At 51.0% G+C, this 13380-nt stretch carries 8 protein-coding genes; all 8 read right to left on the bottom strand.

The window, feature by feature from the left end; genetic code table 11:
- Positions 1–126: 126 nt before the first annotated feature.
- Positions 127–1566 (bottom strand): serine hydrolase domain-containing protein, encoded by a 1440-nt coding sequence (locus ACFO3S_RS09145; protein ID WP_378094606.1) that lies wholly within the window; start codon positions 1564–1566, stop codon positions 127–129.
- A gap of 406 nt (positions 1567–1972) precedes the next feature.
- On the bottom strand, positions 1973–2998 hold the full coding sequence (locus ACFO3S_RS09135; RefSeq protein WP_378094604.1) for an NAD(P)/FAD-dependent oxidoreductase: 1026 nt from the start codon (positions 2996–2998) through the stop codon (positions 1973–1975).
- A gap of 25 nt (positions 2999–3023) precedes the next feature.
- Positions 3024–4019 (bottom strand): ABC transporter substrate-binding protein, encoded by a 996-nt coding sequence (locus tag ACFO3S_RS09130; RefSeq protein WP_378094602.1) that lies wholly within the window; start codon positions 4017–4019, stop codon positions 3024–3026.
- Positions 4020–4118: 99 nt separating this feature from the next.
- Positions 4119–5762: an ABC transporter substrate-binding protein gene (locus ACFO3S_RS09125; RefSeq protein WP_378094600.1), complete on the bottom strand. Its 1644-nt coding sequence runs from the start codon at positions 5760–5762 to the stop codon at positions 4119–4121.
- A 177-nt stretch (positions 5763–5939) separates the two neighbouring features.
- The gene (locus tag ACFO3S_RS09120; RefSeq protein ID WP_378094598.1) at positions 5940–7700 is read right to left on the bottom strand and encodes a Rieske (2Fe-2S) protein; all 1761 of its coding nucleotides are present in this window, start codon (positions 7698–7700) and stop codon (positions 5940–5942) included.
- Between the two features lie 285 nt (positions 7701–7985).
- Positions 7986–8864, bottom strand: coding sequence for an MBL fold metallo-hydrolase (locus tag ACFO3S_RS09115; protein ID WP_378094596.1), 879 nt, complete (start codon positions 8862–8864; stop codon positions 7986–7988).
- Between the two features lie 29 nt (positions 8865–8893).
- Positions 8894–10144 carry a patatin-like phospholipase family protein gene (locus ACFO3S_RS09110; RefSeq protein ID WP_378094594.1) on the bottom strand — a complete coding sequence of 417 codons (1251 nt, stop codon included), beginning with the start codon at positions 10142–10144 and terminating at the stop codon, positions 8894–8896.
- A 93-nt stretch (positions 10145–10237) separates the two neighbouring features.
- A complete protein-coding gene (locus ACFO3S_RS09105; protein ID WP_378094592.1) occupies positions 10238–13375 on the bottom strand; it encodes a type I restriction endonuclease subunit R in 3138 nt (1045 codons plus the stop codon).
- Between the last annotated feature and the right edge of the window lie 5 nt (positions 13376–13380).

The following is a 13380-nucleotide window of genomic DNA, read 5'->3' as shown; positions in this document are numbered from 1 at the left end:
CTTCAGTTCGATCTTACCACCGTCAAATCTATCCGTCAATTCTTTCTTTGTCCTTGCGCTTTTTCACGGTCTTCGCCGTCGGGTAACCGACTAAGGCCATATAGTCGTCTGCCATCATTTCCTCGTTCAAGCCCTGCCCGCAATAACCGGGTAATTGTTCTTGGCGGCATGCTCACGCATCCTGACCTCGATGGCGCCGTCTTCCTTCGAGCGGACGGCGACGTCGAAAGTGAACGGCGACTCCACGAAACGCATCGTCAGCTGGATCGTCTCCGGATCGCTCCATACGACGCTTGCGGCAATCTTCTGCTCCGCGTCGCCGAGCAGGGAACAGGCGCTTTCCCGCCAGACGCCCCGGCCGGCCGCCATGCGCTGCACTCCCCTCGGATTCACCATCGTGACAAGAACCTGATCGTCGCCGAATGAGAAAGCCAACGATTCCAATTGAGCCGAATTGGCGTCCAGCCGATAGACAACTCCGTTCATGCTCCGTTCGGCAGCCGGGTTGAACGCTTCCGCCGCCGGCGGATCGTATCGCAGCGCACGAAGCCGCTCCGTCAGCGACTGCGACGCCCGGACGTCCTTCTCGACCGGCTCCGGCCCCATCGCCGGCAGCAGGTTGTCCCAGATCGCCTGCATGATGCCGCCCATATTGCCCGTGCCTGAAGTCACCGCGATGACGGCGGCCTGTTCGGGCAGCACGATGCAAAATTGCCCAAATGCGCCGTCGCCGCGGTAAGCGCCATGACGACATCGCCAAAACTGATACCCGTAGCCCTGATGCCAGTCGTTATCCGCTTCGCTTCCGTTGTCGATGTGTTTGGAGGTCGCTTCCTCTGCCCACCCTTCAGGAAGTATTCTTTTCCCGTCCCATATCCCGTTCTGCAAATAAAGCTGGCCGAACTTCGCGATATCCTCCACGGCGACGCTCAATCCCCACCCGCCCACGGCGATGCCGCGCGGACACTGCTCCCACGTCGCGTTCGCAATGCCAAGCGGCTCGAACAATCGCGGCTCCAAATATTCCAAAAGCGGAACGCCGCCGGTTACCCGATGCAAAATGACGGCCAGAAGATACGTAGCGCCGGAGTTGTAGACGAAACGAGTTCCCGGCGGATGCACGACCGGCTTGCTCAAGATCTCCTTCGCCCAATTGCCGTCGTATTGACCGCTGAGAGGGAAGGTATCCTGCTCGTGCCCGGTGCTCATCGTCAGCAGGTCGCGGATGCGCATTTCCTCCAGCAGCGGCGACGGTTCGCCCGGCGGCAGATCCTCGGGAAAATAGCGGACCACGCGATCGTCCAGGGACAGCAGCCCTTCCGAGGCCGCGAAGCCTATGGCCGTCGAAGTGAAGCTTTTGCTGAGCGAGAACAGCATGTGTCGATCCTCAATCCGATAGGGATGCCACGTCCCCTCGGCCACGACATGTCCGTTCCGGACGATCATGAAACTGTGCGTTTCGATAGATTTGCCGGAGAGATCGTCCAGAAACCCCGTAATCGCTTCGGATCGTATGCCTTGCGCTTCGGCTGAGCTTCGCGGCAGCTTGAATTTCGCCTGCTCCATTGTCCGTTTCCTCCGTTCATGGATGAGGATTGAGGCTTGCGATCGCTTAGTTGCCCGTTAAAGTTGTTCTATTAAATAAAACTATATCATTGCAGCAGAGATTCGGGTAGACCAAAAGCAGAGCCTCGCTCACAGTAAAGACAAAGGCCGTACGTGGACGACGTACGAGGGCAATCCGGTGCTTGCCGACGCCGAGACTACTGATTTCCGGGGATCCGAAGGTATTTTGGCACGGTGCTTCCCACCTATGCGGGCCTGGGCGTAAGGTTGCTTGCCGAGAGCAAAGAGAATGGCCTAGCAACCGAGAAGGGCTTGAACCCGGCCTGGCCTCGCCTGTCAAACTATCATGGCTCGATTGCCGAGCGATGACCAGGAATTCACCTGATCATCGCTCGGCTTTACGCAATCAATTATTGCCCGTTATGAGCTTGTTGCGCTCTCTGAAAATTTCATTGTGGGAAGACACGTAAGCCATACCCGGCGCTTCCGGTTCAAGAAAGTGCTTGGCGCTGTTAATTGCCAGAATCGCGTCGTTGAATGCCCCGGCAATAAGCCTCACCTTGCCGGGGTGAGCGGCGCAATCCCCGGCCGCGAAAATGCCCGGGACGTTCGTCCTGGTCGCTTCGCTCACAGCGAGCAGCCCCTCGCTTGTTTCCAACCCCCAAGCAGCAAGCGCTCCGAGATTGCTGCTGAAGCCATGGCTGACAATGACGGCGTCGACGTCGAGCGTCTCCCGTTCTCCGCTGTCTGCATGCGCAATCGTGACCCGCTGGATCCTGTCGTCGCGGCCATGCAGCGTAGCGATGCTGTACGGCGTTCGAACCTCGGCCGTCTTGCGCATTAAAGCCACATTCCGCTCCATTGCGCGAAAATCCTCCTTACGATGGACAACCGTTACCCGATTCGCTATATCGGCAAGCTCGATTGCCCAATCGACCGCAGAATTTCCGCCTCCCGATAGGAGCACATGCTTGCCGCTAAACTGTCGTATAGGGTTGGCGGTATAATGAAGGTTGGTTAACTCGTAGCGCTCCGCCCCTTCGACGTCAAGCTTTTGCAGCTCCGCAATGCCTCTGCCCACGGCAATAATAACGGTGCGGGTATCGTGCAGCTCCCCCGTATTTGTGCGCAGCGCGAATGTTCCGTCCGGTTGCCGCTCAAAACCTTCCACCCTTTGATGAAAGACAAGCGTGGGCTCGAAGGTAACGGCCTGCTGCGCGAGCCATTCGATCAGCTTCTCGCAGCGGATGGGCGGTATGCCGCCTACGTCCCAGATCATTTTCTCCGAATAGGTGTGCAGAAACCCGCCCAGTTGTCCGCTGCCTTCAATCAGCTTAACTTTCATATCGCGCATGCCGCCATAGAATGCCGCGTACATCCCCGCCGGTCCGCCTCCGACGATGGTGACATCGTAAAGTTCTTTTTCCTGCATCCTCATCCTTGTTCGCATAAGCCGGCTACTGAAGCTTTTGCTCGAAAGCACTCACGATAGCATCGATGGCAAAGCTATCGGCAAGCGGAGACATGCCCACATTAAACCACTCCTTGCCCCCGACCCTGTAAATCCGATCTTTCTGGACGGCCTTCAAGCCTTTCCACAAGGAAGTATCGATCATTCCGGAAAACTGCTTCTGCACTTCATCGTTGGCTTCATCGTCCAGCTGTACGATCAAATGGTCGGCATTGTATTCCGGCATCATTTCGAGCGAAATGGAGAGCGCGGTTTCGGATTGCGGGAAATTGTCAACGGGTCTCAGTCCCAGCTGTTTGTGAACTAGGCTTCCTCTATCTATGTTTTCGCCATGAACGATGATTTCCTTCGCCATCACTCGTATGTAGAGAACCGTTTCTTCTCCAACAAGGTTATCCAGCTTCTTCGCGGCTTCGACTTCCTTGGCCTTCAAGTCCGCAATGACTTGCTCGGCTTGCTCTTCCTTGCCAAGCACCGCCGCGATGTCCCGTAATTCGTCGCGCCAGTTGTCGCGCTGCGGCAGCAGCACGGTTGGGGCAATTTGCGAAAGCTGATCGTAATCCTTCTCGGACCACCATACGGGCGCAAGGATCAAATCCGGCTCGGCGGCCAATATCGCTTCAAAATCAGGCGTTCTGGCAATGCCCATTTTTATCGTATCCTTGAACGGCTGCTCCAAATAAGAAGGGAAATCGGCATGATAGTTTTGCACGGCTATCGGCACCACCCCCAGGGCATACAAAAATTCCGGATACACGACCGACAGTCCGATCACCTTCTCCGGGTTCGCCGGAATGCTGATGTTCCCCTTAACGCTCTCTACAACACGCTGTTGTTCCGAAAGCCCGGCTTGCGAATGGATCGAAGTATGGACAGGCGTGCCGTCGGCGGAGTTGCCGGCTTCATTGGCGGAACCGCCGCATGCCGCAATAACCGTCAAAGCTATGCAAATCACTGCTGCTGTCAACCATTTGCGTTTCATTCGTTTAATACTCCCCCTGCAATCGATATTAATTATCATTCTCACTTAGGAGTATAATAGAATCCTTGACCATAAAATATTGACAATCTGGACTTTATTCTATGTACGATCTCGCCAGAGCTTCGATGCTTCATCAAGAAGAAGCTCATGGGTAAAAGCGGTATATTCAATTAGAGGGTTTGCCGGAAGCAAGTCCACGCATCCCTTCTTAACCGCGCGCATAAGCCGCCATTGTTGACGCCGTATCAACGACTTCCATCCGGCCTGCGACTGCGCATCCTCGTCCACAATAAGGAGAAGACGGTCGGCTTCGAGCTCGGATAGCTCCTCGAGGGAGACGGTTTCCCGGCCCCAGAGCTGCTCCGCGCCGACGGGGGACGGAATGCGCAGATCCTCATGGAAAACGGCGGCGATGGTCCGCAGTCCCAGCACGAGCAGATCTTCTCCGCGTACCCTCACGATAAGGAGCTTGTCCTTCTTGACCGAATCCGCGATCTGTTCCCTGACCAATTCAGCTTTCCGCTCGTAACGATCCAGCCACGCCTCCGCTACTTCGGTTCGGCCCAGAAACTCCGCCACAAACCTCAGCTGCGTCCGCCAATTACGGCCTTGCGACGGGATCTCGCAGACAGGGGCGATCTCGCCGAGCCGGGCATGATCTTCGCCGGATGCGGGAACATCCGCCGTCACGATATAATCGGGCTTCGCAAGTCGCAGTTGTTCCAACCTCGCCGGTATTTCGTCGCTAAGCGGAATCACCTTGTCCGTTTCATATTTTCTTCTGTAATAGTCGGTCCACGGATGGCTGCCGGGAGCCGCGCAAGGTACAATTTGCAGGGCGAGCAGCATTCCTATTGCGAGAGAGTTATAGGCAACGATTTTCTGCCTGCTGTTGCGAATGAATGCCGCCGGAGGAATGCCGGAAACCTGCTTGAATTTGCGTCGGAAATAGAGGTCGTCCTGATAGCCGACGTGACGGGCAATATCCTTAAGCCGATACTGGCGGTCGGTTCTCATCAGCATCCGCGCTTGCTTTATCCGATGAAAGGCCAAATAATCGATCGCGCTGCACCCGTATCTTTTCTTGAACAGCCGCATGAAGTGCCGAGGACTGACGCGCGCAACGTTAGCCAGCTCTTCAATCGTTATTTTTCGCATGTAATGAAGCTCAATATAGTCCTTCACATATTCCAGGGAAGCCTCGTATTCGTTCCCCTGCAAACCCGGATCGTTCTGCATAATCGTATACAACAGTTCAAGAAAACGGATTTGACCGCCGAAACGCCGCAAGCCGTTCTCGCTCTGCCAATGCTCGCATATCGCTTCGCACAACACGCCGACGGAAATCGGAGACGCCGGGAGATTTTCTCTAGGGGAAGGAAACCGGCTGTTCCGCTTCACGATTCGCATACCGTCCTCCTCAGACGTTCCCTCCCTCTCGAACACATCAAAGCTCATGCAGTACAAGCCTCGTTCATCCAGAGAATGTACAGCAGCCTCTATGAGCTGTCCGGGAAAACCGACGTATACGGAGCCTGAACGAAGCTCGACGAATCTTCCGTCTATCGTGAGCCAGCCTTGGCCGCTGGGCATGAACAGCAGCATATGCGACTCCAGAAACTGCATGCGCAGAGACCACTCTCCGCTGCCGCTTCCCAAACGGTCGATGTCCCTAAGTCTAAAGCTCATATTCTCAAGCACAGAGTATGGAATGGCCTCGATAGGCTCTTGTATGTCGGACAAGCAGACTCCCCCTTGTAATACAACACTCTCGGTCCTTATCTTATACTATAAGCACATGAGCGTCCGCTGAACAGAATCCAGGCAAGCTATCGAGCTATGATAGTTTGACAGGCTGCCGTTTTTTGATGGCAGCCTGTCGTCATGGGAAACTCGCAAACCGAATCCGCCGTCCGTTCACTATTCGGATTCGAAGAGCCGCTCTCCGCGATGCAGCCGCCAAGCAATGCGAGCCGTATGCGGCAGCTCTCTCGCCGTCGGAGCATGGGCGGCCAGATAGCGGGCGCATGCAATCAGCATCGTATCCGCCGCTTGATCGGCTAAAGCCTCGGTTCCTTTCAAGGAGCGCCAATGGTCGTATTCCGCGACAGCGGCCTCGTACATTTGGAAAGAATGGAATTCGGCGTCTTCGCGCAGCAAGCTGTGGCCGAGCGCATTGAGCAGCGGTCCATGATCGCGGCCCGAATCCAAGTAAGCGGCAACCCACCCCGCCGCCTCCTCCACCTGCTGCCGCCGGTCCAGCAGAGACAGGAAGTCATCGGTCGACGCTTCAGCCATGCCTTCCCGATATTCGTCCTTCCTCGGCTTTGGAGCCCGCGGCACGTTCAAGAAGCGGTCATGATAAATCGCGATCGCCCCGTAGAACAGCGCACGATACAGCAGGGGCTCCTTCGAGCGCAGCAGCCTTTCGTGCACGGCATGAGCGTAAGTGAACGTATGGAGCACGGCCAGCCAATCCCCAAAATCGTTCTGGGTGTGGAAGCGCGCAATGCGCTCCGCAGCCGCCAGAGCTATCAGTCTGGCCAGCCGGGCAGGAGCAACGCCTCCCTGCAGCGCTTCGGAAATATGTTGGATCGTTGCAAGCGGCTGATCGCCGAGCAGCTTCTCGACGAAAGCGCCTTCATCAAACGACGCGCCTGAATCTGCTGCTAGGTCGGACAAATCCCCGTGCCGCAGCCGCTCGAATGCCTGCTTCAGCGGCGCGACCAGATCAACCGGGGATTGCCAATGATGCTGCTCTTCGCTGCGCGACGGGTTTCTCATCAAGGGAGTAAGCGAGGCGAGAATGGCTTCGGCGGCGTCCGGCCCAAGCGCATCCAGCGCTTCGAACGCTTTATTATGGAAATCGAACGTATGCCCTCCGTCCAGATAGAAATGGTCCGTGACGGCAATAAGCAGCATGTCCGCAATATCAACCGGCGACATGCCGGCGGCGACCGCGGTCAGCAGCACTTTCTCCGCGCCTTGCGAATCGCGTACTTCCACGCAGCTGCGATACCAATCGGCAAGGCGCTTGGGTGAAGCGTCCGCGGACGGCAGCGGACCGAGCAGCCAACGGGGAGAGCGGCCCGCCCCTGCCCGGGCAACGTGCACCAGGCCGTGATATAGGGCGAGGATACGACCTTGCTTATCGAGCTTCGGAAGAACGTTGCGCATAGCGGTCAAGATCGTTAAGCCGCTGCCCCAGCCGCTGCTTTGCGATGTCCCGAACAGAATGCCGATTCGCACAATTTCGTCCTCGGACACGCCAACTTCGATCAGGCCGACGACCGCCTTGGCGATAACAATGCCGATGTTTTGCTCCAAACCTTCACGCAATCGCTGTTTCAACCTTTCAACACTCATGGATTGCCGAGAGGCCGCGTTGACCCATACTTCTCCGTTCACGATCTTGACATCGTGAGCCAGCGCGTCGTCCGCCCATGGATCGAGCGTACCGCCGCTGCAGATGTCGAAGCGCGCATGATGCCAGTGGCAGGTCAATATTCCGTCGCAGAGACTTCCCAGATGGAGTGGAAAACCGAGATGCGGGCAGCGATTGTCTACTGCCGCCGCTCCGTCCTCATGGGCAAATACGGCGATTCCCCCCTTGATGACTTTGGCGCCGTCAGACTTCAGTTGATCCAGCGTTCCGGCAGAAATCCATTCCTCTGTTCGCATTGCTTTTCCTCCCTTTTTGAATTGTTTTTTCTTTGTACTCATTCTAATCTAATGTTTGATGCGAAACAATGCATTTAAGCAATTTGGCGGGACGGCACGAAGAAGCTAGGCTGAGGCTCTTCGCTTACCGAATTCGACATGATTTCCCCTGTAAACCGCCAATTCATAATGAGATTGAAAAAGGCAGCCAGAGATATTTCTGGTTGCCATGCTGGTTAGTGTAGCTTCAAAACTACTGTACAGAAAATAAAGTATTAGACTAAACACCGATTAAACTCATACGTTTTAAAGATTTAATGTTCCAATGTAGTGATCATACGTATCAACTGATTCATCGTCTAGAAAATTAACGTTGTAGTTTGGATTGGAAACATAAATATGAACCTTTTTAGTCAAGCATTCAAATGTAATATCCCAAGCAGAATTTTGAGTAATTGTATTATAGTCGCTATAGTAATTAATATGGCCTGACGGTGCTTCACCGATAATAATAATTTTAGGATCAAGCTTGTTGAGAATATCACTAGGGATTTTCCCACTGTCTCTCCCATGATGGGGAGCAAACAATATATCTACTTTGGGCCAATCAACCTCATCCTTAATTTTTTCCATAAAGTCAGTTTCCAAATCTCCCATCCACAGAACTTTTACTCCTTCTTGCAATGAATACTTCATAATAATAGATATATTATTCGGACTTTCACCATTCTTAGCTTTCTTAAGTTGCTCTTTAAAATGTTCATTATTGGTATCTGGCCACAAAATAAAAAGACCAGAACTTCCTCGTTTTTCATCTGATTGATTCATCCATTTTCGGCTGCATCCTTTATATATATGGTAGGCTTTAGATGAATCCCTTATCTCACAGTATTTATTGAAATCTGTTGAGCCATTCTCTTTCGTCGCTTCATTTTTCACACAGTAAAAATTAGCAACTGTTAATTTCTCATCAAAATATTCTAGCCCTCTTATATGATCCTCATCTGGATGTGTAGAGACAAATCTTGATATCCCTTTATCTCTTAATTGCCGATATATTTCATCGGTGATTTCTTCCTTATTATCTTCCGATAAATAGCAGTCAATCACCGTGAAATTATCAGAATTATGATTAATATAAAACATATCTCCGTTACCTACCGAAAAGGACTTAATGACGCTCATAATCTTTTCTCCCCTTGTAATTTTTCACTTTAACAAAGTACTTCCGATATTTGATCAATAAATTTTCGATCCGGATTTAGATGCAATTCTTTGTGTAATGTTCCCCATAGTTTTTGGTGTTTACCTGCCTGCATAATCTTTAGCGCTGTATCTTGATCAATCCCTTGTAGTTGAGGAACAAGTGACCACTGAGTTCCATTGATAATTGATGGCACCCATCGTTTAAGTGCAGCATCCACTTTCGCCATCCCATTCCAAATAAGCAATTGTATCTCAATATCATGAAATGCATTTAAATCTGTTCTTATCTCCCCAATCGCTATTTCCAAGTCCCTTTGTAAAATTGGATAGACGGGCATGTCCTCAATTTTTGTAGGGGACTCAAACTGTGGAATTTCTTTGCTTGAATAAGTTGTAATCAACTTCGCTGATTCAATTAGTACACTTTGTTTCGACTTGATTAATGCATCAAAAATCAACCTTCTACGGAGTTTTCCGTTTTGGTCCATAGCAATATCCACTGGTCGTTTTATTTCTTCCATAATTGCAGGATTTCTGTGTCTCCAATTGCGAGTTATTCCTGAAGCATCAGAAATAATAAAAGAGCTGCCTTTTGTTAATACCGACTCTGAACCAAGATTATCGTATACGCCACCATCCGTAAGGAGTATTTCTCCCGGTGGTGAGGGATTATTGTGATCTACTAGTTTCCCTTCAACATATTTATAACGAAAACTTCGATTATTCGTATTAAATGACATAGGCTTGAATAGAGGAGGGAAGCAAGCCGAAGCTGCAACACCTAAAGATACTCTGTCTTGCTTAGTGGGTTGAGTGTGACCAATTGAAGAATCCCCAATTTCATTTTGTGAGTACTTCCATGAAAAAGCTGAATTAAGGGATGTTGCGTAGCAAACCCATTCTGGACGCCTTGTGATCTCATTAAAAGCTATTCTATTGAATAGCTCCTTATCAAGAAGATCTGCAAATTTCATTGGATCCTTGCGCAAAGGCACTAGTCTGTAAATGTTATTTCTTGGTGACTTTTGGATAAAACGTATTATGGGCTTAATTACTCGCTGATCAAAATCCACTGTTGATTTAAAGGTTCCCTTGGACAATTCCATCATAACCATACCAGCAGCAATTGAGCCACCTGATACGGAGTTTATTCTTTCGATTTGATCGAATACGTCCAAGAATAACAAACGTCGAATAACTCCTAAATGAAACAATGTAGCTCTAAACCCACCGCCAGATAAACAAAGTGTGTATGCCAACTACAATCACATCCCTTGTAGCATGTATGCTCCTACTAAAAAAGATAAGCGTAGTACAGATCAATTCATCTTTCTGTTCTACGCTCATGTTGTTTAGTATTTAAACTCTTCTGTTTCTCCCTGAGCCATTAACTCCGCCTGCTGAAGCACCAAATCGATTGCCATTTTTTCAAGATCAGGCGGATACCCGTATTTCTTCAGCAGTCTTTTAACCGTAATCCGCATCTGAGCCCTGACATTCTCCCGAAGAGTCCAGTCCACCTTGATATTGTTCTTGATAGCCTGGGTCAACTCGTGAGCGATCTGCTTGAGAGCCAGATCCCCCATAAGCTCCTTCGCCGATTCATTAGAAGCCAACGCGTCGTAGAAGGCTACCTCCTCCTTGATAAGCCCGAGGTCTTCGCCGCGCTTGACGGCAGCGTTCACCTCTTTGGCCATCTGGATCAGCTCTTCAATGACCTGAGTTGTCTCAATAGTCCGATTATTGTATTTACGAATCGCTTCCTCGAGCATTTCAGAGAATTTCTTCGACTGAACGATGCTCGTACGGGATACAGCCTTCACTTTGCCTTGAAGGAGCCTTCTTAGCAATTCGAAGGCGAGGTTCTTCTGCTTCAGTCCCCGGACATGCTCCAGGAATTCATTCGATAAAATCGCGATGTTCGGCTTCTGCAAGCCAACTGCTTCCAGAATATCGACGACTTCATCGGATATGACCGACTTTGAGATCAACTGGTTCAGCTCCGCATCTAGCTCGTTTGTCGTTTTCTTCTTGTTCTCAGTCGTGATGATTTTGACGATGCCGGATTTTACGGCCTTATAAAAGCTGATTTCCAGGTTGACCGATTCCGCAGCTTCTGTCGTAGCGCACAACGCATAGGCCTTGGCCAATTCTGTAGTCCAATTGGCGAAATTCCGTTTGCCTTGGTCGCCAAGTCCAAGCACATAGTCTACTGTCTCGACGATTGCCTGCATCCGCTCTGAAGCTTTCTCCGATGTAAATTTTGAAAAGTCGTGCCCCTGCAACTGTTCACGAATGAGTTGAATCCGCTCCAGCATGACATCAACAGCCTGATCCGTGTCGATCCCCGCAGTCTTGCGATCATTTTCAGTGTATTCCTTTAGTGCCGACTTCAACATATCTGCAATACCGATGTAGTCCACGATCAGCCCGCCCGGCTTGTCGCGGAATACGCGGTTGACGCGAGCGATAGCCTGCATCAGGTTGTGACCTTTCATCGGTTTATCGATGTACATCGTGCTCATGCTTGGTACGTCAAATCCGGTCAACCACATATCGCGAACAATGACGATCTCCAACGGATCGTTCAAATCCTTCATTCGTTTAGCCATGTGCTCCCGGCGCCGCTTCGTTCCGATATAAGGTTGCCATTCAGCCGGGTCGCTTGAGCTTCCGGTCATGACGATTTTGATTTTGCCTTCGTTGTCGTCATCACTGTGCCAGTCCGGACGAAGAGCAATAATCTCTTTGTAGAGATCGATGGCAATACGTCTCGACATAACGACGATCATCGCTTTGCCGAACATCGCACCTCTGCGTTGCTCATAATGTTCAACCATATCTTTAGCGATCTGCTTGATGCGCTTCTCCGAACCAGCAAGTGCTTCTAGCCGCGCCCATCGGGACTTCAGCTTCTCTTGTTGAGTGTACTCTTGATATTCTGTTATTTCCTCGTACTCTTCATCGATAACCGGACGCTCCTTATCCGATAGCTCCAGCCTTGCAATACGGCTCTCATAGTAAATCTTGACGGTTGTACCATCTTCCACAGCCCGGGTCATGTCGTAGATGTCGATATAATCACCGAAAACAGCGGGGGTATTCTTATCCGTCAATTCAACCGGAGTTCCGGTGTATCCGATGTAAGAAGCGTTCGGCAATGCATCCCGCATATATTTCGCATAACCGTACTTGATACTTGCTTCCTCATCCGATGCGACTATCTCTGCTTGAAAACCGTATTGACTGCGGTGCGCTTCGTCCGCCATCACAATGACATTGCGGCGATCCGTGAGCACAGGGTACTTGGATTCGCCTTCTTCAGGCGCGAACTTATGAACCGTCGTGAAAATAATTCCGCCTGATTCCACCGAAAGCAGCTGTTTTAAGTGAGTTCGGTCTTCGGCGTGTTGCGGGGTTTGACGGAGCAAATCTTTCGACTTGCTGAAGGTCGCATATAACTGATCGTCGAGATCGTTACGATCCGTTACGACAACAATCGTTGGGTTATCGAGTGTCAATACCAGTTTGCCGGCGTAAAAGACCATAGAAAGACTCTTGCCCGAGCCTTGCGTATGCCAGATGACACCGATCTTGCGGTCGCCATCCTCCAGTGTCGCTCTTTCCGTAGCGGCAATCGCCTTATTCGTGGCATGGTACTGGTGGTAACCGGCCAATATTTTGAATAGATTTTCACCATCCGTCTGAAACAGTACAAAATGCTTAATGATGTCCTGCAGACGACTCTTCTCGAAAATGCCCTTGATTAACACTTCGAGCTGCGGCAGGGAGGAGGAAGCCACATCCGCACCATCAATGGTGCGCCACATCATGAACCGCTCCTCGTCTGCCGTCAGCGTGCCTACTCTGGCATTAACTCCGTCACTGATGACCATGAAGGAGTTGTACGTGAAAAGGGACGGAATCGCCTTTTTATAGGTCTGCATCTGATTGTAAGCATCACTGATTCCCACTTCTTCATTGGAGGCGCTCTTCAACTCCAGAACCGCAATCGGAATGCCATTGACGAACACCACGACATCCGGGCGCTTATCCACTTGGTTCTCAATGACCGTAAACTGATTCACAGCTAGAAAATCGTTATTGTCCACGCGGTCCGGATGCGTGTCGAATATCCAAACCTTCTCGGTCGGGTAATCGCCATGGCCATTCCGATACTGAACATCAATGCCGTCCGTGATCATTTTCTGGAACGCTTTGTTGTTGATCATCAAGCTCGGGCTTCGAGGCACTTCAATAATCCGAATCGCTTCCTCAATGGCCTCTCGCGGCAGATGCTTGTTGATACGAATAAGCGCTTCACGTAGGCGTTCTTTCAGAATGACGTCCTGATAGAACAGTCTTTCCGGATATTCTCCTTCAGGTGAAATTTCCGGACCGTAGGCTTTGTTGTAGTTCAGTTCTTCGAACCATTCCAGAGCAGCTTGTTCCAAGTCGCTCTCGGTATAGGATGTGGTGTACAGGGCCATGGTTG

It is taken from the genome of Cohnella hongkongensis, from assembly GCF_042654645.1.
Lineage (GTDB): Bacteria > Bacillota > Bacilli > Paenibacillales > Paenibacillaceae > Cohnella > Cohnella hongkongensis.
The sequence above is the reverse complement of the archived record's forward strand: the minus strand, read 5'-3'. Positions and strand labels throughout refer to the sequence as shown.

Coding starts and splice junctions, on each gene's coding strand:
- ACFO3S_RS09145 (WP_378094606.1), bottom strand. CDS start 1,566: ATGGAGCAGGCGAAATTCAAGCTGCCGCGAAGCTCAGCCGAAGCGCAA.
- ACFO3S_RS09135 (WP_378094604.1), bottom strand. CDS start 2,998: ATGCAGGAAAAAGAACTTTACGATGTCACCATCGTCGGAGGCGGACCG.
- ACFO3S_RS09130 (WP_378094602.1), bottom strand. CDS start 4,019: ATGAAACGCAAATGGTTGACAGCAGCAGTGATTTGCATAGCTTTGACG.
- ACFO3S_RS09120 (WP_378094598.1), bottom strand. CDS start 7,700: ATGCGAACAGAGGAATGGATTTCTGCCGGAACGCTGGATCAACTGAAG.
- ACFO3S_RS09115 (WP_378094596.1), bottom strand. CDS start 8,864: ATGAGCGTCATTAAGTCCTTTTCGGTAGGTAACGGAGATATGTTTTAT.
- ACFO3S_RS09105 (WP_378094592.1), bottom strand. CDS start 13,375: ATGGCCCTGTACACCACATCCTATACCGAGAGCGACTTGGAACAAGCT.